The sequence below is a fragment of the Vreelandella nanhaiensis genome (assembly GCF_003990185.1).
Taxonomy (GTDB): Bacteria; Pseudomonadota; Gammaproteobacteria; order Pseudomonadales; family Halomonadaceae; genus Vreelandella; species Vreelandella nanhaiensis.
The window spans coordinates 141,379-162,332 of record NZ_RZHF01000022.1; the positions used below are offsets into that span (position 1 = coordinate 141,379).

General features: G+C 53.2%; 19 protein-coding genes. 8 read left to right on the top strand and 11 right to left on the bottom strand.

Going from position 1 to position 20,954, the window contains the following annotated elements; genetic code table 11:
- Positions 1-42 precede the first annotated feature (42 nt).
- Entirely contained in the window at positions 43-1,266 is a 1,224-nt protein-coding gene (locus ELY38_RS14900; RefSeq protein ID WP_127063030.1) for a YbfB/YjiJ family MFS transporter, read from the bottom strand.
- A gap of 161 nt (positions 1,267-1,427) precedes the next feature.
- On the opposite strand from ELY38_RS14900, the gene ELY38_RS14905 reads away from it, so the two are divergent.
- From ELY38_RS14905 to ELY38_RS14930, 6 genes are all read left to right on the top strand, one after another.
- Complete coding sequence (locus tag ELY38_RS14905) at positions 1,428-2,687, top strand: M20/M25/M40 family metallo-hydrolase (RefSeq protein ID WP_127063031.1); 1,260 nt, start codon at positions 1,428-1,430, stop codon at positions 2,685-2,687.
- Between the two features lie 366 nt (positions 2,688-3,053).
- The gene (locus tag ELY38_RS14910; protein ID WP_127063032.1) at positions 3,054-3,269 is read left to right on the top strand and encodes a hypothetical protein; all 216 of its coding nucleotides are present in this window, start codon (positions 3,054-3,056) and stop codon (positions 3,267-3,269) included.
- Positions 3,270-3,415: 146 nt separating this feature from the next.
- On the top strand, positions 3,416-4,870 hold the full coding sequence (locus tag ELY38_RS14915; protein WP_127063033.1) for an SLC13 family permease: 1,455 nt from the start codon (positions 3,416-3,418) through the stop codon (positions 4,868-4,870).
- A gap of 1,316 nt (positions 4,871-6,186) precedes the next feature.
- Entirely contained in the window at positions 6,187-7,863 is a 1,677-nt protein-coding gene (locus tag ELY38_RS14920) for an alpha/beta hydrolase (protein WP_127063034.1), read from the top strand.
- Positions 7,864-7,964: 101 nt separating this feature from the next.
- Positions 7,965-8,744: a CLCA_X family protein gene (locus tag ELY38_RS14925; protein WP_127063035.1), complete on the top strand. Its 780-nt coding sequence runs from the start codon at positions 7,965-7,967 to the stop codon at positions 8,742-8,744.
- Positions 8,745-8,961: 217 nt separating this feature from the next.
- Positions 8,962-10,284, top strand: coding sequence for a CitMHS family transporter (locus ELY38_RS14930; RefSeq protein ID WP_127063036.1), 1,323 nt, complete (start codon positions 8,962-8,964; stop codon positions 10,282-10,284).
- 211 nt (positions 10,285-10,495) lie between these two features.
- On the opposite strand, the gene ELY38_RS14935 is transcribed toward ELY38_RS14930, so the two are convergent.
- Complete coding sequence (locus ELY38_RS14935) at positions 10,496-10,801, bottom strand: GNAT family N-acetyltransferase (RefSeq protein ID WP_127063037.1); 306 nt, start codon at positions 10,799-10,801, stop codon at positions 10,496-10,498.
- A gap of 230 nt (positions 10,802-11,031) precedes the next feature.
- Here ELY38_RS14935 and ELY38_RS14940 point away from each other — a divergent pair, with 230 nt between their 5' ends.
- On the top strand, positions 11,032-11,187 hold the full coding sequence (locus ELY38_RS14940; RefSeq protein WP_127063038.1) for a metallothionein: 156 nt from the start codon (positions 11,032-11,034) through the stop codon (positions 11,185-11,187).
- A gap of 417 nt (positions 11,188-11,604) precedes the next feature.
- Here ELY38_RS14940 and ELY38_RS14945 read toward each other — a convergent pair whose 3' ends face one another.
- From ELY38_RS14945 to ELY38_RS14960, 4 genes are all read right to left on the bottom strand, one after another.
- Complete coding sequence (locus tag ELY38_RS14945; RefSeq protein ID WP_127063039.1) at positions 11,605-12,624, bottom strand: zinc-binding alcohol dehydrogenase family protein; 1,020 nt, start codon at positions 12,622-12,624, stop codon at positions 11,605-11,607.
- A gap of 10 nt (positions 12,625-12,634) precedes the next feature.
- On the bottom strand, positions 12,635-12,928 hold the full coding sequence (locus ELY38_RS14950; RefSeq protein WP_127063040.1) for a putative quinol monooxygenase: 294 nt from the start codon (positions 12,926-12,928) through the stop codon (positions 12,635-12,637).
- Positions 12,929-13,028: 100 nt separating this feature from the next.
- Entirely contained in the window at positions 13,029-14,018 is a 990-nt protein-coding gene (locus tag ELY38_RS14955; protein ID WP_127063041.1) for a zinc-dependent alcohol dehydrogenase family protein, read from the bottom strand.
- Positions 14,019-14,149: 131 nt separating this feature from the next.
- Complete coding sequence (locus ELY38_RS14960) at positions 14,150-15,241, bottom strand: NADH:flavin oxidoreductase/NADH oxidase (protein WP_127063042.1); 1,092 nt, start codon at positions 15,239-15,241, stop codon at positions 14,150-14,152.
- 83 nt (positions 15,242-15,324) lie between these two features.
- Between ELY38_RS14960 and ELY38_RS14965 the strand changes: the two genes are divergently transcribed.
- Positions 15,325-15,627, top strand: coding sequence for an ArsR/SmtB family transcription factor (locus ELY38_RS14965; protein ID WP_185858996.1), 303 nt, complete (start codon positions 15,325-15,327; stop codon positions 15,625-15,627).
- Between the two features lie 245 nt (positions 15,628-15,872).
- On the opposite strand, the gene ELY38_RS14970 is transcribed toward ELY38_RS14965, so the two are convergent.
- The 5 genes from ELY38_RS14970 to ELY38_RS14985 form a co-directional block, all read right to left on the bottom strand.
- Entirely contained in the window at positions 15,873-16,403 is a 531-nt protein-coding gene (locus ELY38_RS14970) for an HPP family protein (protein ID WP_185858997.1), read from the bottom strand.
- A gap of 11 nt (positions 16,404-16,414) precedes the next feature.
- Positions 16,415-19,246: a molybdopterin oxidoreductase family protein gene (locus tag ELY38_RS14975; RefSeq protein WP_127063045.1), complete on the bottom strand. Its 2,832-nt coding sequence runs from the start codon at positions 19,244-19,246 to the stop codon at positions 16,415-16,417.
- A 634-nt stretch (positions 19,247-19,880) separates the two neighbouring features.
- Entirely contained in the window at positions 19,881-20,177 is a 297-nt protein-coding gene (locus tag ELY38_RS19745; RefSeq protein ID WP_127063046.1) for a con-10 family general stress protein, read from the bottom strand.
- 246 nt (positions 20,178-20,423) lie between these two features.
- Positions 20,424-20,510, bottom strand: a complete 87-nt coding sequence (locus ELY38_RS19750) for a small membrane protein YohP (RefSeq protein WP_479694246.1) — start codon at positions 20,508-20,510, stop codon at positions 20,424-20,426.
- A 169-nt stretch (positions 20,511-20,679) separates the two neighbouring features.
- On the bottom strand, positions 20,680-20,954 hold a 275-nt coding region (locus tag ELY38_RS14985), incomplete at its 5' end, for an integrase core domain-containing protein (protein ID WP_148113540.1).

Below are 20,954 nucleotides of genomic sequence, written 5' to 3' on the forward strand. Positions count from 1 at the left end.
CGCTTTTAGAAACTGCTGTCAGACCAAGGCCTTGAAATTTAACTAGCGTGCTACCGCCAGCGCTTTTGCCTCAGCGTCAAGCCGCTGGGCGGTTTGATCCACCTGGCGTAGATAGGCAAGCAGCACGGCACCCAACAGCACAAAACCGCTGGCCAGCCAGAGTCCCAAGGTATAATGACCCGACGTTTCGGCCAGTACGCCAGTTAACGCGGGCGCAAAAATCTGCGCGGCACCATACGCCAAGGTCATCTGGCCCATTAGCCGTGCAGGGCTTGCCGGGTAAAGCTTGCCCGCCATGGTAAGCACCAGGCTCACGCAGCCCAGAAAGGTGCCACCATACAACACGGCGCTCAGCATCACGACGGCAAGATTGGCGGTAATGGCAGGCAGCACAATACCTACCACTTGAATACTCATCGCGATAACCAACGCACCTAGGTAGCCTACCCGCCGGGCGATGAGATCCCACAGCATAACGGCCGGTGCGGCTGCCAGACCCACCACGGCAAAGGTCCAGTTGCCCATTCCTGCCAGCAGAGGTTCGCGCTCCACGATGGTGACTATAAAGGTGGCGTTAATCACGTAGCCGTATCCGGCACAGAAATAGGCAGGCAACATCAAATACATAAAGGTACGCGAAGGCGGCATGGCGGCAGGCAATTCAGCTCGGGCGCCAGCAACCGGTTTTACCGGACGTGGCAGCCAGTGCCAGGCAGGCACCAACAGCACCGCCCCCAACAGGCCGAAAATCCACCACTGAGCCTGCCAGTCAAGCGAGCGTGAAAGCATGAATTCTACCGCCACGGCCGCCAGGACAATACCCAAACCAAGCCCGGCAAAATGAATGCCAAGCTCCCCGCGCTGCCGGTGATGCATTAGCCAGTGAAGAATCAACCCTGATGCCAGGAGCATGGCGGCACTGCTGGAAAGGCCCGCGATAAAACGTAGCCCCGCCCACAGCCAGAAGTTGTCGGTTAGAGCCATGCCTACGGTGGTGATCACTGCCAGCACCAGGCCAATGCGGTAAAGCGTATCCTTGATATAAATGCTGTGAATCAAGGCCGCCAGCACAGCACCCAGCATATAACCTGCGTAGTTAAGTGCAGCAAGCCAGCCACCGTCAGCATCGCCCATCCAGGTTTGCTGCTGCATGACTGGCAGCAGCGGCGTATAGGCAAAGCGGGCGATCCCGATACACAGGAGTTGGCTGAAGACCCCGGCCAGTAAGACTTTAAGACGCTGAATGCGTAGCGATGCTGTGCTCATGCTCTCTCCTGTCGCACTTGCTTATTATTACCTGGGCCGTTGTTTCCAAATAATTAGCCTGCATATTACGTGTACATGGCCACACCCCACATCGTCTAATAGTGGAAGACCTGCATTAATCTGGCAGACTAGTCATACGAATGACCACATGGAGAGTTTAGATGACCGATACAGCCAAACCCTGGACGCAGCCCATGCCTGAGGCGCAGTTCAACCTGATGCGCGAGATTCTGGCAGCCCCTAGCCCGGTGGGCCTGGAAGCGGCGATGACATACGGTGTACTCAAGCCACATTTTGAAAGCTTTGCGCCTAAAGGTTGGCACCTACATCAGTTCAAAGGCAACGCGGGCGTGGTGTTGGACACTCACCCTGAGCGCGACGATATGTTTACCGTCATGATCATCGGTCATGCGGACAAAATTCGTATGCAGGTGCGCTCGATCGGCGAAGACGGCAAGATCTGGATCAACACCGATTCGTTCCTGCCGACGGTACTGATCGGCCATGAGGTCAAGCTGTTCAGCGAAGATCCGGAACAACCTGGTAGCTATCGCTGCATCGAGGGAGGCACCGTAGAAGCGCTGGGCGCCATTCACTTCTCTGACCCGGCGCAGCGCGATGGCAGTAAAGGGCTTAAAAAAGAGCAGATCTATCTGGACCTGCAGATTCACGGCGAAAACAAGAAGCAGCAGGTACTGAACCTGGGCGTTCGCCCCGGCGACTCGATCATTTTTGACCGCCCGATTCGTCCCGGCTTCAGCCCTAATACGTTCTACGGCGCCTACCTGGATAACGGCCTAGGCTGCTTTGTGACTGCTGAAGTTGCTCGGTTGATTGCTGAGGCAGGCGGCACCGAAAACGTGCGCGTCCTGTTTGCGATTGCAAGCTACGAAGAGATTGGCCGTTTTGGTAGCCGCGTAATGGCCGGCGAGCTAAAACCCGATGCGCTGATTGGTGTGGACGTGAACCATGACTACGTGGCCGCCCCGGGCATTGGTGACAAGCGCATGCAGCCGCTGGAAATGGGCAAGGGATTTACCATGTCGGTGGGCTCGATTGCCAGCGAGCAGTTGAACCGCATTATCGCCACCGCAGCCAAGGAGCAGGATATTCCGATGCAGCGCGATATGGTGGGTGTTGATACGGGTACTGACGGCATGGCAGGCGTCCTGGCTTCGATTGACAGCGCCGCCACGTCAATTGGCTTCCCTATCCGTAATATGCATACCATTTCGGAAACCGGGAACACCCAGGACGTGCTGGCCGCCATTCATGCCCTCACCCACACTCTGCAAGCGCTGGATAAACTGCCTAACCTGGAGCGTGAGTTTCTGGATAATCATCCGCGCCTTGATCAGGCAAGCCCGCTTGCCCACCAAGGACACGCAAAACCTGACAACAGCGAGGAAAAACCGGCCTAAATGGCGAAAAAAACCCCGGCCATTGCTGGCCGGGGTAGTAATGACTCCTCCGTAATCCTTCCTAACAAACGTCCTGTTTGTACATCCCTGGGGTCACACAAGCGCTCCCTGCTTGCTCTTCCTGCCCACCTTTCCCTGTGATCAAACCTAGCTTGAAGATTCATTGTTTCAAATTCATTAATCTAGGATAAAAAAATACTAAGCTTTCTTAGGAACACCAGACACCGACCGAATCAGGGCTAATCAATGGGCGCACCCAGCGCATGCTGCTTATACTTGGAATACATCGACATTGGATATGCTACGCGGATGCGCCAACGGATGCGCCAATTGGGGAAACAACCATAGAAAGAGAAGGAGACCATCATGCTCGACATCATGGTAAGCCATAAAATCCATGGGCTGGATATAATTTGCCGCCGCTGCGGTAATGCAGAATCAGCCACAACGCCTTATCTAAACCGTTTCCAGCTGGAAGGAACAGATAAAGACACCGCGACGCTTCGCTGCCTTAACTGCCAAACGTCGGTATCGCTGCCCTTAAGCCAGCTAAATGCTCTCTTCTATACTCACGCCTGTTAACACACTCTATTTCTAAAATTGGCACAAGACACCCATACCAAAGTCTATGGCTTACAACCAACGGCCTATAAACGAAAGTGGTAGCATGCCTTCCCCTTATATTAGCGAATTGCTAATAAACTTACTGTGTTCTGGGAGAGAGGCGTATGGGAATATTATTATCGAACTGGCGCCACTGGATGCCATTATTAGCAGGGCCACTTCTTTTTGTACTGATACAGCTCGTGCTGCCCGAGACGCTTATTGACCCCGCACCTCGTACGGTTCTTGCTTTGACCGTTTGGATGGGCACTTGGTGGGTAACCGAACCCGTACCTATCCCCATTACCTCTTTTTTACCCATGCTGGTACTGCCCTTAAGCGGCGTGATGGTGCTGGATGAAGCCGTAGTGGGCTATGCCAACCCGGTTATCTATATGTACATGGGCGGGTTTATCCTTGCAATTGCCATTGAGCGTTGGAACTTGCATCGGCGTATTGCACTGGCCATTGTTAATCGCATTGGCAACAGCCTGCGCAGTATTGTGCTGGGAGTTTTGATTGCCTCGGCATTTCTTTCCATGTGGATTTCAAACGCCGCCACGGCGCTTATGATGCTCCCTATTGCCGTCGCGCTTACCAATGAACTGGACGAGCGTGACCAGTTTGAACGCGACCAGCGCGATAGCTTTGCACGTATTTTGCTGCTGACCGTCGCTTACTCTGCCTCCATTGGCGGGCTGGCAACGATTATCGGTTCCGTCCCCAATGCCATCGTGGTAGCGATGATCCCTCAGTTTTTCGAAGGCGTGGAAATCAGCTTCCTGCAGTGGATGATTTTTGCGCTGCCATTAACCCTGATTTTGCTGGTGGTACTGTATGTCTATCTCACCCGGCTATATGCAAGGATACCCAACACGCCTCTAGAAATTGACTTTGTAGCCCAGGAGCTTGAGTCCCTAGGTCCCATGAGTCAGGAAGAAAAGCGCGTGCTTGGGGTATTTGTGGTAACCGCTCTTGCTTGGGCGTTACGCGGCTGGCTGGCGCCATTTTTTGACTTGCCGATCAACGATACGCTGATTGCGGTCACCGCCGCTATTGCGTTGTTTGTGATTCCTGCCCATAACGAGAAACGCGCCCTGCTGGTGTGGGACGATATGAAGAGCCTGCCGTGGGGGCTGTTTATTCTTTGGGGGGGTGGTATGACGCTGGCCGCCGCGTTTGTCGCAAGCGACCTAACCGGCTGGATCAGCAGTCAGCTCCAACTGTTAGACGGGGTGAATTACTTCTGGCTACTGTTGATCATGGTGCTGTTGATGCTGTTCTTGACCGAGATTATCTCGAATACAGCGACTGCCAATATGGCATTACCTATCACTGCAGGTATGGCCGCCGCAATCACGACCGGCAATCCATTAGGCTTGATGGTAGCCGTTGCGCTAGCAACTACTTGCGCGTTTATGCTGCCTATCTCGACCCCGCCTAATGCGGCGGTTTTTTCTACAGGACGTATTTCCATCAAACAAATGGCAAAAGCAGGATTTGCCATGAATATTGTAAGCGCTATTGCGATCACACTATTTGTATACTTCATTATGCCCTTATTGCTGCCATCGCCTTGACAACTTACTAATTAAGTATCCACTTATTTAGCAGCAATAAAAAACCCCCGTCCATAACTGGCGGGGGGATTATTTCGTCCTTAATCCTGCATCACGAACATCCTGTTCATGCTTCCTTGTGCGCTGCAAATATCCTTGATTTGCTCTTCCCTATACACCGCAAACACTCCCTGTTTGCTCATCCATGTAGTGTTTTACACATCTTCCTTAATTACTCTTCCCTGTAATTTGCAAACATTCCTTATTTGCTCTTCCTTATGGTCTGCAAGCATTCCCGGCCTGCCCCTCCTTGTGACCTACAAGCAGTCCTTGCCTGCCCTCCTTGTGTACTTCGAACGTTCCTAGTTCGATTTCCCTTAAAGCAATTTCCTTATGCGATGAACGCACAATGGACCTTATCGTCTGTTAATTATCTAACCTAGGTTATGAAAAAACAAAAAAACAACTAATATTCCAAACAAAATAATCATTACAACAAGAAAATTAATTACCAATCAAAGATATAAATCAATATAAATATAAGAAAATACAGCTAACTCTTATATTTTTTTTAAATCTTTCCTTATTCTTAAAATAAAGATTATAAAATAAGTTAAAGACCCAACAACTAACAGTACAATATTATAAATATTAAAAAAACTGCCAAACTTTTATGGACAAAAGAATAAATAGCGTTATGTACAAACCTGTATGTATTAAGATACTAGAATTCATCAATTTGTACTCATTTCGTCATTTTAAAGCATTATAAAAACCAGTTTGGACGATAAATTACGGCCATGTAATGGCCCCTAACTTACGTCAGAAGAGGGCTGTACAACAGATGCCACCGTTGGAAACGTATCCTTACTTGCAAACAAGGGTTTTCAAATAGGCTACCGTGATCCTATATATGATTTATTTTGTTTCTAAATCAGTTTCGCAATGCTTTTGTACACTATATTTACAATTTTACTTGTACACTGCTTAACTATTCGCTACAGCCTGTACTGTTCGCGGCAAGGAAACCGCTCACAAGGGAATGACTGCTCATGGAGAGCAATGCAACATCATGGAAGGTTAAGGTAACGAAAAACAGTCCTCACTTTGAGGGCTGTTTTTCATGTGACCGCCCTGAAATCTTAAAAATCAGCTTATCGTGGCCTTGTTTCAAATCGTCCGCCCACATTCGCATGTCAATCCCGCCTGAAATAGAATAAAGCCATCCTGCAGTACAACGCCGACGTACCAGCGACGTTTAGGCAGGTTGTTGGTCCTTCCGATCAAAGAGTTATAAGAACTTTTCAACACGCCTGACAGCGTTAAACGGGTAAAGAATGGAACCAAGCAGTCAGCGGCAAAGGATTATTCTGCACTTTATGCGCTTTTCAGGAGTAGGCTTGGTACTGGGCACGCTCTTTTTTGCATTTTCGCTAACGCCCAGCCTAGTGCCCCGCCCGCTCATCGCGCAGGGCATCGTTTCGGGTCTTAGCTTCACTGCAGGCTATGCCTTGGGAGTAATGGGACATGGACTGTGGCGTTATCTCCATTTGCCCGAACCGACTCGACAGTTGCAAACGTATGTTCAATGGCTAGTCGCAACGCTATGCCTGAGTATCGCGATCATTTTTCTATGGCGGGCCGCCGAGTGGCAAAACAGTATTCGTCAGCTCATGGCTATGGAGCCCGCCAGCGGTACGCGCCCTTTTTCTATCGCGTTGATTGCCTTGGCCGTTTTCGCGTTTCTGATGCTCATAGCCCTGCTTTTCAAGCGTACATTCCGGCTGCTCTCCCGCAAGTTAGCGTATATCCTGCCGCGCCGAATGGCATATGTGCTGGGAACGGTAGCCGCTATTGCACTGTTTTGGCTCGTTATTGAAGGAGTTTTCTTTTCTTATGCCCTTAAGGTAGCCGACCGCTCTTATCAGCAGATGGACGAGCTGATGCAAAGCGATCTTGCTGCTTCTGAAAACCCCATGAAGCCAGGCAGCGCAGCATCGTTGATTAGTTGGGAAGCACTGGGAAGCCGGGGCCGCCGTTTTGTGACCGAGGGTCCCAGCGGTGCGCAGATCGGTGACTTCTTGGGCGAAGAGGCGCCTGACCCCATCCGCGTTTATGTAGGTCTTAATGCCGCTGAAACACCTGGCGAGCGGGCCGAACTGGCCCTGGCTGAGCTGATTCGGGTCGGCGGCTTTGAACGCTCAGTACTGATATTAGCTACCCCCACAGGGCGTGGCTGGGTAGACCCTGGGTCCCAGGATACGGTGGAATACCTTCACCGCGGCGATATTGCCACGGTTACCGCCCAATACTCCTACCTCCCCAGTCATCTATCGCTGATTGCTGAAGCAAAATATGGCGTCGAAAATGCCCGTGCGTTATTCACGGAAGTATATGGCTACTGGTCAAGCCTTCCCAGCGATGCGCGCCCCCGCCTGTATCTGTTTGGGCTCAGCTTGGGAGCGCTCAACTCAGACCTCTCATTTGACCTCTACGATATTATTGACGACCCGTTTAATGGTGTGCTCTGGAGCGGCCCGCCCTTTCGAAGCGATACATGGCAAAGTGTCACGGCAGACCGCGACCCTGGCTCGCCAGCTTGGCTCCCCACATTCCGTGGCGGCTCGGTTGTTCGCTTTATGAACCAGAACCAGGGGCTTCAAGCACTTTCAGGCGATTGGGGAGATTTCCGTATTGCCTACCTGCAATATGCCAGCGACCCCATCACATTTTTCGAACCTGCTGCTTTCTGGCGTGAACCGGCCTGGATGCGCGAGCCGCGTGGTCCGGATGTTTCCCCCGAGCTGCGCTGGTATCCGGTAGTCACGATGCTGCAGCTACTGGCAGACCTGGCAACCGGCAGTGCCCCCCCAGGCTTTGGCCATGAGTTTGCAGCGGAGCACTATATTGATGCCTGGACGGCGCTTTCTGAACCGCCCGGCTGGGATGATGCGTCATTGGCACGTTTGCGCCAGCACTTTATTCAGGCTAGGAACGTAGAAGCTAAGGATTAATCGCGTAGATGGCAGGCTTCTATAGGGTTGCATAGCCTTTCAGATGTAACTTGTGCAGAGTCTGCATTATCAATCTTTTAGTAGTTAACAAGTGAGCGGCCGTGAGCATCAACGCACGAACGTTTTATCGTAACGGGCCATCTCACCGTCAGAATGAGCCCAGCAGCTTCGCCCTTATCCGGCGCCAGTTCGATTTTCGCTCCATCGAAATTGGGCGCTGGGTAACCCCTGCCGAGCGCGACCATGCTGCGGCGCTTTTTCATGATGCGCTTTGCGATTTGATGTTGATTTTACAAGGACCCGAAACGCTGGTGTCGTTACGCGGTTCGCTCGCGCTGCAATATGGCTGCGGTGGACGACCAGGGGTGGCAGCTCATTACGACCCCGCGCAGCGCAGCTTTGCGCTGGCTAAAAATGCAGGACCGGGAAGCATCGCCCATGAGTGGTTTCACGCCTTTGATCACTATATTGCGCAAAAGTGCTTCCCGAGCATCCCTCGCGGCATGTTTGCCTCGACCGCTTGGCTAGCGGATGCATGCCCCATTCAGCATCCCCTGAACCAGCGCCTGATGGCCTGCTTTAAAGCCATTCTGTTAACGCCCGATGGCAGCCACCCCAGCGAACTGTTTCAACGTTCAGTGCAAATGGATCAAACACTGGGACAAACCTATTACAGCAAGCCCGAAGAACTTTGCGCCCGGGCGTTTGAAGCCTTTGTACAGGACGCGCCGATCAGGAATCACTTTCTCGTTAAAGGCACAAAAGCCACCCCGGAGGCCGAGCTGGGCCTTTATCCGCAAGGCAGCGCACGCCAGGCCATCAATGCAGCTTTTCACGATTACTTCAGCCAGTTGGGCCGTGCCTTAAACCGCTTGGTATAAGGCACGGCCAACCAGGCGCTGGTTCATCCTCCTCTCTTCTTTCTGCCCGTTAGTATCAGATAATCATGATTTTTTTATGGCTCCTAAGCACAAAGTCTAGGTTGTGCACCTAAAACAGAGTCACCATAATTCGCGCGACCTTAGTCTATTAACCATTAGTTTAATTTAGGAAATTACGAAATAGCCTAGATTGAAAAGCATGCTCAAGGAGCTGAAAATGTCGCTAAGCTTAGCGGGCCTAATTGCTATTGCTGCTATCGTAGCCATGCTATTAAGCGGACGTGTATCCCCCCTCGTGGCGTTCGTGCTGGTGCCTATTGTGGCCGCCCTGGTTACTGGTTTTGGTATCGACGACATCGCGACATTTTATGAACAAGGGTTCGCTCGGGTTATTCCTGTCGCCGTCATGTTTGTATTTGCCATTCTGTTTTTCGGCATTCTTCAGGATGCAGGGCTTTTTGAGCCGATCATTCTTAAGGTACTGTCGATATCCAGAGGCAACGTGGTCAGCATTACCGTCGCCACCGCACTGGTTGCCAGTATTGCGCACCTGGATGGCTCCGGGGCGACCACTTTTCTGCTGACCATCCCGGCCCTCTTGCCCACCTACCAACGTTTGCGTATGAGTCCTTACCTGCTGTTACTGCTGGTTGGCCTGGGCGCTAGCATCATGAACATGCTGCCTTGGGCCGGCCCGCTTGCCCGGATTGGCTCCGTACTCGGCATGAGCGCCGGTGAGTTATGGCGTCCGCTAATCCCGCTGCAGATATTTGCGTTGCTGCTTCTGCTGGCGCTGGCCGTGGTATTGGGCCTGCGCGAAAACCGCCGAATCAAACGCCTGCCTCCGCTTACCGCCCACGATAATACAGTCAGTGGCGCCGCTATCCAGCAAACCGCTGACACGCAGCCGGTAGACAAGGTGCCTGGCTGGCGAATGGCGTTTAACGCGCTGCTATTGATTGCCGTGGTTGGCGCACTGACGACCGACGTTTTACCGCCTGCGCTGGTCTTCATGGTAGGAGTTGCCATCGCCCTGCCAGTGAATATCTCCCAGATGGATGGCCAGATGCAGAGTATCAAGCGACATGCTCCCAATGCCCTGATCATGGCAACGATCATTATTGCCGCCGGTACTTTCCTGGGCATCCTTAACGGTTCCAATATGCTGAGCGAGCTATCGGCGGATATCGTCGCCATCCTGCCGGCCGCGGTAGTGCCCTATATGCATATATTGATTGGCATTTTCGGCGTTCCGTTTGACCTTATACTCAGTACCGATGCGTACTTCTTCGCCTTTCTGCCCATCGTAGTTGAAGTGGTAGGCAACGCAGGCGTACCGGCGGTTTCCACTGCCTATGCAATGGTAATCGGTAATATTATCGGCACCTTTGTTAGCCCGCTGGCCCCGGCCGTCTGGCTTGCATTACAGCTTGCCGGGCTGGAAATGGGCAAGCATATCCGCTACTCCTTTGGCATCATGTGGGGCTTTAGCTTGGTACTGCTGTTGTTTGGTTACTTGTCAGGCACTATCACCTTATAGCTTTTTAAGTAGCCCTGTTGCACGGTTTCTTTAAAACGCGATAAACCGGACTGGGTATCGAAACGGCGCACTTGGTTAACCACCTTGTGCGCCGTTTTGCATCTGCCTATTCCTCTCTGCGTAATCGTTTTGCAGCAATCCCCGAGCGGAAATGGACTCAGTATTATCGTTGGGGCGAGACGGGCATCAGCCATATTCAAGACAGGCTTGATTAGCGGTCGAGCACATCATTCCACTCAGGATGGCGCGCAAATTGAGCATTTACAAATGAGCACAGTGGCATAATTTTCTTACCGGCGTGTCGCGCCTCCTCTACTGCGTGACGCACTAATGCAGCGCCAATTGATTGTTTCCGCATACTGCTAGGTACGAAGGTATGGTCGATAATCAGCAGCGAATCACCCGCTTTGGAGTAGGTCATTTCCGCATTCCCCTTATCGAGATGAATCACGTAGCGACCTCTTGTCTCTCCTTCCTCATGCTGAATAGAAAAGGCAGGTTCTGTTCCGTTTGACATAATATGTACCTCCTAGCTAACGAGCCGATGTAGCAGTACGCTTAGCTATTATTGATACTTTTAAAAATGTAGCTCAGCAAAGCTTTGACGATAAACTGCCATTTTTCGAGCAGACATTGTGGGCCTTGATGTAAAACGTTTCATGAACATAAAGCGATAAGCCATAAACGCAATTACATAACACTGGCGGTCGAGTCTATGCTGTGATGTACCAATAGAGGAGGTGCAATATGTCTCAGCAACAATGTGCATGCCCCAAGTGCGATTGTTCAGTTGATAGTCAGGCCATTGAGAAAAACGGCCAGAAATTCTGCTCTGAGTCGTGCGCCATTGGCCATGAAGACGGCTCTACCGGCTGTGGTCATAATTGCAATTGCGGTAAGTGATCGCTAGGCAGTACCAGGTTAGACAACAAGATACAGCGCTCGGCAGCCTCTGCCGGGCGCTTTTGGTTTAGCGTAGCCAAAGTGCTCTCCCTGCATCTCACTTCAATCAAACTATAAAATCCCTCTATCGTGCGAAAACGCAGCCCATGCGCTAAGCTGAAAGACCATCCAAGCCACTTACAAGGAATGTAAAATGCCTTCTACTACCGTTATTGTCGTTGTTGTCGTGATCATCGCCGTACTGGGGATTGGTTTCAGCGGCGTTCTACCGTTCTAACCCACCAGCAGCTGGACTAATATATTTAACTCTATAAGGCAGATGGGGAGGTTTGAACTTCCACATTCTGTAATAAAAAGCCCGCTGGGAAGTCAGCGGGCTTTTTTCGGCCCTCCTGGGCCGGTAACAAACTTGTCCAATCAGAAGCCTTCCAGCACGACCTTGCCTTTCGCCTTGCCGCTTTCCAGCAGCGCATGAGCACGACGAAGATTTTCGGCACTAATGCGCCCGTAGTTCTCGCCCAAGGTAGTGCGCAAAATACCCGCATCAATCTGCCGCGCAACTTCATTGAGGATATTGTGCTGCTCCTGCATGTCCTCTGTTTCGTACAGCGAACGGGTATACATTAGCTCCCAATGCAGCGACAGGCTCTTGCGCTTCAGCGGTACGACGTCCAGCGTGGCCGGATCATCGATCAGTCCCAGCTTACCCTGGGGCTTCAGCGACTCGATGATTTGCTCGTAGTGCCGATCGCTCTGCGTCAGGCTTGCAACATAATTGACTTCAGGAATACCGATGCGCTTGAGCTCTTCGCTGAGCGGCTTGGTATGGTCGATGACGTGATGTGCGCCAAGCTCGGTAACCCATGCCTGGGTTTCTGGACGCGAAGCCGTACCAATGATGGTCAGCCCGGTGAACTGCCGCGCCAACTGAGTCAAGATCGAGCCCACCCCGCCTGCAGCGCCAATGATCAACAGCGTTTCGTCGTGATCGGTAGTATCGCGCGCAACACCCAAGCGATCAAAGAGCAGCTCCCAAGCGGTCAAGGAAGTCAGTGGCAATGCCGCCGCCTGGCTGAAGTCTAACGACTCAGGCATTGAGCCGACGATACGCTCGTCTACCAGCTGCAGTTCGCTGTTGCTGCCCGGGCGGATCAGCGACCCGGCGTACCAGACCCTGTCACCAGGCTTGAATAACGTCACGTCGGAACCAACCGACTTGACCACACCCGCGGCGTCCCACCCGAGGATACGCGGCTGGCTTTCGTCCTCGTGGGGCACGTAGCCCTGCCGCACCTTGGTATCGACAGGATTGACCGATACGGCCTTGACCTCTACGAGCAAATCGCGCGGCCCCGGCACTGGATCAGGAAGGTCGATTTCCACCAGGGCATCAGGGTGTTCAACAGGCAAACATTTGAAGTGTGCGATAGCTTTCATTCGGAGTTCCTCAGGAAACGCGGTACATTTTCGTAACGGAGAATTTTTCAGCAGTGCGTTCGATGACTGGCAGCGCTGCCTGAAAATGCGATGTCGCTTCGTGCGCAGTCAGCGCCGATTCGTCCCGCCATTGCTCGATCATGTGAAAGGTGCGAGCTTGCTCGGCATCACGATGGAAGTCGTACTGGATACAGTCTGCTTCGGCTCGGCTTAGGGCTTGCAGGTCCTGCAACGTTTGCTCGAGCTCGGCTTCGGAGCCGGTCTTGGCGAGTAGCGTAGCGACCAGTGTTAGGGGAACTGTCATCAAACCTCCTGTCTATGATTAATTGAGAGGCGCTGTTCGATCGGCACGAATGTATTGTAGATGCTCATACCGACCATATAGCGAAGAATCCAAATTTGGATTACAACGCGACAACAATTTTTCCCACCTGGGCATTCGACTCCATATAGCGGTGAGCCTCGGCCATTTCGTCGAAGCCGAATGTACGATCGATTACCGGCCGCAGCTGCCCGGAGGCGAGCCCTTTATTGATGAAATACTTGGCCCGTTCGAGTTTTTCTAGATCTTCAGTAATCTCGAAAAGCTGATAACCGCGCAGCGTTAGATGCTTGCCGAGCAGATCCATGACCGACACAGGGATATCCCGACTGTCCAAAGCGCCGTACTGGAAGAAGATGCCGTGTTTTGCTAGCGCCTTAAGCACCAGGGCTACTTCGGGTCCGCCCACCGGATCGAAGGCCATGCGAGCACCCTCGCCATTGGTAATAGCCATGACCTCGGCCACCATGTCTTGCTCTTGGGTCGCAATGACTGCCGCCGCTCCTGCCTTGAGCAAGGCCTCACGCTTGTCGCTAGTCCGGGTCAGCGCCACAGGGGTGGCACCTACCATGCTGGCAATCTGGATAGCGGCAAGCCCCACGCTACTGGACGCCGCACGGATCAGCACTGTCTCTCCCGCCTGCAGCCCACCGAGTTCAATCAGCGCGCCATAGGCTGTGACAAACTTCATCCACGTCGCTGCGGCCTCGACAAAAGAGAGCGTTTCTGGATGTTTTACCACCGCATGTGCGGGTGCGTTGACCAACTCCCCGTACAAGCCATATTCGGCAAACGAAAAAGCCGGCACCACGCTAACCACATCGCCAACAGCGAAGCTGACCACGCCCGGACCCACTGCCGCTACGGTTCCCGCAGCCTCATAACCCAACATGGCAGGGAAAGTCGGCTCGATAACGTACTGGCCTGTACGGTACATCACCTCGGCCCGGTTGATACCAAGCGCCTTGACGCGAATTTGAACCTCGTTCGCGCCGGGAGCGGGCACGTCAACCTCATCGACCTGCAGAACCTCGGGGCCACCAGTGTGATGAAAGCGTATGACACGAGACATAGCGTTATCCTCAGCTAATGATACGGAGAACCAAGCCATAGAAACTGGCTCAGCCGAGTAACCACCAACGCCTCCCGGCGCTGGTGTATCAGGCGATTAAGCCACTCAAGGCCGTCCTCGCCCCGACGGGATCACTTGTAGCGTTCTAACCAGTGTGCATAGGGCGCGGGCAACGTCCAGGCTGCACGCTCTACGCCCAACTCTTGAGCGGCAAAGTAGGACCAGTTCGGGTTACCCAAATGCGCCCGGCCAATCATCGCCAGATCCAGCTGACCACTTCTGACCGCTTCTTCAGCGATGCTCGGCGTGCCGAAGCCCCATGCCGAGGCCACCGGGATTCCCGCCTCGCGCCGTACGCGCTGAGCAACGTCGCCCATGAAGCCCGGGGCCCAGGGAATATTGGACTCGGGAATGGTGAAACCGATACTGACGCTGAGCAGGTCCAGCCCACCATCCTTAAAGCGACGTGTCAGCTCAATAGCCTCGCTCAGGGTCTGTTCGTCCCGGCCGTCGTATTCGATAACACCGAGACGAGCTGTCAGCGGCAGGTGTTCCGGCCATACCTCGCGAACCGCCGCCAGTGTTTCCAGGAGGAAACGGCTACGGTTGTCGAAGCTACCGCCGTAGGCGTCATCACGATGGTTGGAGTGCTCGGAGAGGAATGACTGGGCCAGATAACCATGGGCAAAATGCAGCTCCAGCCACTCGAAGCCAGCGTCGCGCGCACGGCGAGCGGCCGCCACGAAATCCTCGCGCACCTGAGCAATATCTTCCAGCGTCATGGCTTTCGGCTGCTTGTTGAGGTGGGCGCCAAAGGCAACCGCCGACGGGGCAATGGTCTGCCAGCCACGCGAATCATCCTCGCCGATATGGTCATCGCCTTCCCACGGACGGTTCGCGCTGGCCTTGCGCCCTGCATGGGCAATCTGGATACCCGGCACCGAACCGGCCGCTTTGATCGATTGCACCACTGGCACGAAGGCCTGGGCAAGCTCGTCATTCCAGATACCAGCGCACCCGGGTGTGATACGGCCTTCCGGCGAGACGGCGGTTGCCTCGATCACCACCAGCCCCGCTCCACCGCGTGCCAAGGATGCGTAGTGCACACGGTGCCACTCATTGATCAGGCCATCTTCGGCGGAGTACATGCACATGGGGGGAATGGCGATCCGGTTACGCAGGGTGACGTCTTTCAGCGTGAAGGGTTGGAACAGCGCAGACATTAAGGTTTCTCCGAAAGGGTTATTACTTAATTTCGATAATATTCGAACTATGGACAAAGGGCAAATTCGTGTATGATTTACCCATGCGCCCTTTCAAACATCCCCCCGTTAGTGAGTTCGTTCTTGAGCGTCTACTTTACGCCTTGAGTGATCCTGTGCGTCTGGAAATTGTTCGGCACCTTGACGAATTAGGTGAGGCAAGCTGCGGCGAGTTAGATGGTGGCCGCCCGAAGTCCACCATGTCGCATCATTTCCGGATACTGCGAGATGTCGGGTTAGTACATACTCAGACTATCGGCACGACCCACATGAATTCGCTACGTAAAGATGACATGAATAGTCGGTTTCCAGGTCTACTGGATGCGATTCTTGTCCAGAAGGAATAGTGCTGGCTGTACGAAATACTGGAGTTGATAGGCCGCCATTATAATTCTATGGAGCAGATGGGGCCCCGAACTCCTACCGCGTCCTACAAGAAAAGCTCCTAGAAATTAGCGCCACGAAGATGCCGATAAAGGACGATCAGTAGCAAAGGGAAATAAGCTCGGCGACACCCCAGAACCTTGCCGTGAAAATAACTACATCATACTGTTAGCTTCACGAAATACGCCGCAACCCGCTTAGGCCCAAGCTATTGATTACGCTTGCCACCGAACAAAATACCCACGCGCGCGCGCCGCAACGGTTCCCCGACCAAGGCGATCAGCCCGACCCCTACCGCAATGGCAAGTATATCGGAAGGTATCAACTTGAAACCGCCTAAGGCGATTAGCAAAGCTGTGGCCGCAGCAGGTGGATGCGAGGCCTTGAGTAGTTGCTGAATAAACAAGCAAACGCCCATCGCGATGGCCGACGCGCCGACACGCGACAGAGCCATAGTCTGGCTCGACAGCACCGATGGGTCCTGGCTTGCCCCGGTCAGCAGAACACCGACTGCACCTGCGGCCACACCAGTCGCGTGCCCTACTACTGTGTTGTAAAGCCTGGCTGACTCTAGGTTGGGCTTGTGCATATGTAAATAAATGCTCGGCCCCAAGCTAGGGAATAGCCAAGGTTGGCCGGCAACTAGCGCTACACCCCCGATCAATAGCGTCGTGAGTGCAGCGGCAACCGGCGACCAGAACCACTCCGGGCCGCCAAACGATCTTACATTCTTCTTCATGTTCTCGCTCATCAGCTGGGCACTATCAGGCTTTGCGGAGCGGTCTGCTTGATCCGCGTCTTCAGCCAAGCCAGTTGCCGGCTATTGTGCCCCGACATGCGCTGCAATAGTTCCATCATTTCATCGTCGCGCAGCGCCTGCGCTGCCTGCTGCAATACGACAATCGATATATGCGACTCCTGTGCCAATAGCCAGCAGTCATGCAGGTCGCGCAGAAGCGAGAGAGGCCCTTCATGGTGGCTTGGCTGAAGCACCTCAAGCAGCTTGTCTGCCTCTCTTATCTGGGTTTCACCATAGCGCTGAATACACGGCTGCAGGTCTTCGGCATGCGCTTGTGAGAAGCGCGCCAGCATTTTGCATATCGCACCAATGTCCGGCTCAGCCTTATGCTTTTCCGCCACCCCAAACAGCGCCTGGGCCGTGGCGCGCGAGCTATCGTCGAGCAGACCGAGATAATCAGCCACATGCTGTCTGGGGTTCTCTGAAGCTTCCTTTAAATGCTCGTCGCGTTTCGGATCATCCAGCTCGAAGGGTTGGCCCAGCTGCATCTTTTGTAAACGCACTGCGGCGTACTTGAAATACGGCTGCTTGCTCACCGGGTCCCATTCATACAGCGTTATCTCATTGACTGCCCGTGACCGCTCGTCATCGTCCCAGTAGCCATAGTGAAACGGCATGAACAGATGGCCAGGTTCGATATCACCAAGACGCGCAACAGCGTATGCCCAACCGCGCCGGCTCTCGATCTGCAACATGTCTCCCTCTTCGATCCCCTGACGCGCTGCATCCTCGGCATTAAGCTGAATAAAGGCATCCGGCGCCGCTTCGTTCAGTTCTCGAGAATGGGCTGTCTTGGTCCGCGTATGAAAGTGGTACACCACTCTTCCAGTGGTCAGGTGTAAAGGGTAATCGTCGTCCACTGTTTCGTGAGGAGCAACGTAGTCGGTGCCCTTCAATAGAGCGCGACCAGCGGGGTGCAGAGCTTTGAATGTTTTGGGTGTGACGGCCGCGCCGGTATCAAGATCATGGCCAAAATTTTCTGCTGTATCATAAAATGTGCGAAAGACGTGATCGGTATAAAGGTGCTCGCACCCGTCCGGATACTGCTCATTGCATGGCCACTGGATACCAGAGCCACCGCTTAGCTTTTCATAACTCATCCCTGTGTAATCACAGAGTTGTCCCCGTGTGCATTCGCGCCACGCATCGAATGCCTCCTCGGGCGTGTTCCACTTGATCAACGGCTCGCCATCCTTATCGCGGAAATCCATCCGACGTGCGTAATCGAGCCAGATATCGAGATCGGCGCGCGCTTCACCCGGAGGCTCGATAGCCTTGTGTGAAATGTGCACCGTTCGGTCTACGTTAGTGAAGCAACCGGTTTTCTCGCCCCAGATCGCTGCTGGTAACACTACATCGGCAAGCGCGGTCGTCTCGGTATGAAAGCCATCCTGCACTACCACGAAGAGATCATCACGCGAAAGCATCGCACGCACACGATGCAGGTTCGGTAATGATACGGCTGGATTGGTGGCCGAAATCCAGAGCATCTTCAAAGTGCCTTTTTCCGCATAGCGGAAGATTTCCAGTGCGTGCGTCGGCGGCTTCCAGGCTGGAAGTTGCTCTTTCTCGATGTTCCACACATCTGCCAACTGTTGGACATGGTCCGGGTTTTCCCAATTGCGAAAGGCTGGCAGGTCGCCGTCGGCACCGCACTCACGCGTGTTCTGCGCCGTAGGCTGGCCATTCATCTGCAATATCCCGCTGCCAGGCTTACCAATTAGCCCGCGGATGAGGTTAATGTTGTTAACCTGAACCGCTGCAGCCGTTGCCTGGTTCGACTGATAGACGCCCTGCAAGACTGTCGAGACTAGGCTTTTGGCCTCGCCGAGAATCGCAGCAGCAGCACGCAGATCAGCTACCGGCACGCCGGTCAGTTCTTCAACACGCTCTGGTGAATACTTCGCCACCGTTTGCCTGAGCGTATCGAAGCCCATTGTGTGATTGTCGATGAAGTCCTGGTCGATGTGTCCCGCTTCAATGATCAAGTTGAGCAGACCGTTGAGCAATGGCACGTTGGTGCCGACCCGTGGCGCCAGGTGAACATCCGCCTCGGCCGCAGTAGCCGTACGCCGCGGATCAATCACCACCAGCTTGGGCGGGCGGGGTCCGTGTAGCCGGTCGAGAATTCGCATCCATAACACGGTCTGGGTATTGGAAATGTTGTGGCCGACGTGGAGGATCGCGTCGGTCGTGTCCAGATCAGTATAGCTACCCGGCTGACCATCCGAGCCGAAGCTTTCCTTCAACGCTGCGGCAGCAGTGGCGGTGCATAACCGGGTATTACCATCCATGTGGGGCGTGCCAAGGCCAGCCTTGCCAATCACGGCGAGGGTATAGTATTCCTCCAGAAACAGCTGGCCCGAGGTGTAGAAGCCTATCGCGTTGGCTGTATATCGTTCGTGGATTTCCTTTGAGCGACGCACAATCAGGTCCATCGCCTCGTCCCAGCTGGTCGGTTCCAGCTCTCCGCTTTCGCGGCGAACCAGCGGCTGAGTAAGTCGATTTTCGCTGTGATTGGCAACCCAACCGTGCATTCCCTTCGGCCCAAGGCGGCCTCGATTGACCCGGTCATCACTACGACCGCGCACGCCGACGATCTTCCCGTCTTTGACGCCGATGTCTAACCCGCACCCGTTCGAACACAGCACGCAGGCCGATTGTACCCAGCGGTCGGGCGTATCGTCGGCAAGCTGATAATCCAGGCGATCAAGCCATTGGCCAGCGTAGGGCGTTCTTTCTCCCCAGATATTTTCGATACTGTCTCGTGATCGTGTTGTCATGGCAGGCTCCTATCACGTACCTATGTGTCGGCTAAGGGCAGCATAGTAGATGGCGGTAATTTCAACCTAGTTGAGGATCGCTGGATCAAGCTAGCTGAATTAACACCGCAGGGCCTGGCCCGGCATCGACGTACGTAGTGAGATCAAGGCTCTGACCTAGATTAATAAAACATAATATTCGGGATCAGCAGAGCCTCTGCATGGGTATAACGCCGTCGATATCTGGGTAGGGTTTATCAACCTGAAGGATGCGATCGCAAGTGTTCTTGGGCAAGATATCGCCGACGAAACCGACAATGTGGCCAACTTGTAAGAACGCTCGACAACACTGAACAAGTCGCTCAGGAAAGAAGAGGGAGCATCTGGTTAGTTAGCTAATGGCATACTAGATGATAGGTACAGGCACGCTCCCCTGAGATTGATAGGAGCAGACGGGGTTCTTGGCTGATTTTCTTTCATGACTCGACAGATTCGTTCTACAATTCATCGGCCGAAGAGTTAAAGGGAAGTCAACGTAGCAATATTTTCCATTTGCCCTAAAAAAAACCGCCAACGGCTATAGACACCGTTGGCAGATACAGGGGATTCCTTTCCCAAGCTTACTGAAAATTCCTTTAATTATGGCTTGGCGCCATCAGGAGTTACGGCCTCCACCATGACTGTTCTGCCCGCCTTTCTTGCCAGCTTCAGACGCTTTCTCGGGGTCATTGGCGAAATTGCCGCCGCTATTCTGCCCACCCTTGTGGCCAGCTTCTGACGCTTTTTCAGGATCGTTGGCAAAGTTGCCACCGCTTTTCTTTCCCGCCTCAGAAGCCTTCTCGGGGTCATTAGCGAAGTTACCTCCGCTATGCTCACCACCTTTCTTGCCTGCTTCAGAGGCGCGCTTGGGATCTTCTGCAAAATTACCTGAACCGCCACGATGTTCAGCCATGATAGCTCTCCTTCGTAGTCGATAATTGGCTAGATATCCTCTTCAATTTGATGAAGGGATATCTTTCTCTTCACGGTTAGCTGTAACCAGCGTTTAACCACTTTCCCGTGTGCACTTGTCACACTAGTAAACGATGATTTACCTAGCAAATAGATATTTGTAAAATTACATGTCCAGATAACCAGCAATAATACTCAGAACCGTCATGGGTATCTCTGTGGCCTTTTAGGCTCCCCCATAATAGCCTCAGAAAATAAGCATTAATAGGCCGATAACCACGACCAAGCCTATGATAAATATGATGCCTGCCGTACTTGCCAGAAACTTCAACATGTCACCTCTCCTTGTCAGTCTAGTGTATAACCAAGCTTGCTCTGAGCTAGGCAGTTCTCGAAGTTAGAGCAAAAGAATTAGCCTTAGTTAAACTCGATAAATGGGGTCCGTACTTACTCAACCTTGCCAAGGTAATCCCCCCATTTTCAGAGGGTTTCAAAAGTAGAGTTCAGACCACAGCGGCCAGTTTCTGTTGAGGGGTGATCCCTCCAAGCCCCATATTAGGGCGCTCGTGATTGTAGTGCCAGAGCCAACGAGTGGCGTAATCCTGAACCTCTTCGGTACTTTCAAACAGGTATTGGGCTAACCAGTCATAGCGCACCGTTCGATTGTAGCGTTCTATATAAGCATTCTGCTGGGGTTTTCCTGGCTGGATAAACATCAGCTGAATACCTTGACCTTCCGCCCATGCCGATAACTTACCACTGATATATTCTGGCCCGT

Excerpts from the sequence above, each read along its gene's own strand:
- ELY38_RS14900 (WP_127063030.1), bottom strand. The coding sequence starts at position 1,266 with ATGAGCACAGCATCGCTACGCATTCAGCGTCTTAAAGTCTTACTGGCC.
- ELY38_RS14905 (WP_127063031.1), top strand. The coding sequence starts at position 1,428 with ATGACCGATACAGCCAAACCCTGGACGCAGCCCATGCCTGAGGCGCAG.
- ELY38_RS14910 (WP_127063032.1), top strand. The coding sequence starts at position 3,054 with ATGCTCGACATCATGGTAAGCCATAAAATCCATGGGCTGGATATAATT.
- ELY38_RS14915 (WP_127063033.1), top strand. The coding sequence starts at position 3,416 with ATGGGAATATTATTATCGAACTGGCGCCACTGGATGCCATTATTAGCA.
- ELY38_RS14920 (WP_127063034.1), top strand. The coding sequence starts at position 6,187 with ATGGAACCAAGCAGTCAGCGGCAAAGGATTATTCTGCACTTTATGCGC.
- ELY38_RS14930 (WP_127063036.1), top strand. The coding sequence starts at position 8,962 with ATGTCGCTAAGCTTAGCGGGCCTAATTGCTATTGCTGCTATCGTAGCC.
- ELY38_RS14935 (WP_127063037.1), bottom strand. The coding sequence starts at position 10,801 with ATGTCAAACGGAACAGAACCTGCCTTTTCTATTCAGCATGAGGAAGGA.
- ELY38_RS14940 (WP_127063038.1), top strand. The coding sequence starts at position 11,032 with ATGTCTCAGCAACAATGTGCATGCCCCAAGTGCGATTGTTCAGTTGAT.
- ELY38_RS14945 (WP_127063039.1), bottom strand. The coding sequence starts at position 12,624 with ATGAAAGCTATCGCACACTTCAAATGTTTGCCTGTTGAACACCCTGAT.
- ELY38_RS14950 (WP_127063040.1), bottom strand. The coding sequence starts at position 12,928 with ATGACAGTTCCCCTAACACTGGTCGCTACGCTACTCGCCAAGACCGGC.
- ELY38_RS14955 (WP_127063041.1), bottom strand. The coding sequence starts at position 14,018 with ATGTCTCGTGTCATACGCTTTCATCACACTGGTGGCCCCGAGGTTCTG.
- ELY38_RS14960 (WP_127063042.1), bottom strand. The coding sequence starts at position 15,241 with ATGTCTGCGCTGTTCCAACCCTTCACGCTGAAAGACGTCACCCTGCGT.
- ELY38_RS14965 (WP_185858996.1), top strand. The coding sequence starts at position 15,325 with ATGCGCCCTTTCAAACATCCCCCCGTTAGTGAGTTCGTTCTTGAGCGT.
- ELY38_RS14970 (WP_185858997.1), bottom strand. The coding sequence starts at position 16,403 with ATGAAGAAGAATGTAAGATCGTTTGGCGGCCCGGAGTGGTTCTGGTCG.
- ELY38_RS14975 (WP_127063045.1), bottom strand. The coding sequence starts at position 19,246 with ATGACAACACGATCACGAGACAGTATCGAAAATATCTGGGGAGAAAGA.
- ELY38_RS19745 (WP_127063046.1), bottom strand. The coding sequence starts at position 20,177 with ATGGCTGAACATCGTGGCGGTTCAGGTAATTTTGCAGAAGATCCCAAG.
- ELY38_RS19750 (WP_479694246.1), bottom strand. The coding sequence starts at position 20,510 with ATGTTGAAGTTTCTGGCAAGTACGGCAGGCATCATATTTATCATAGGC.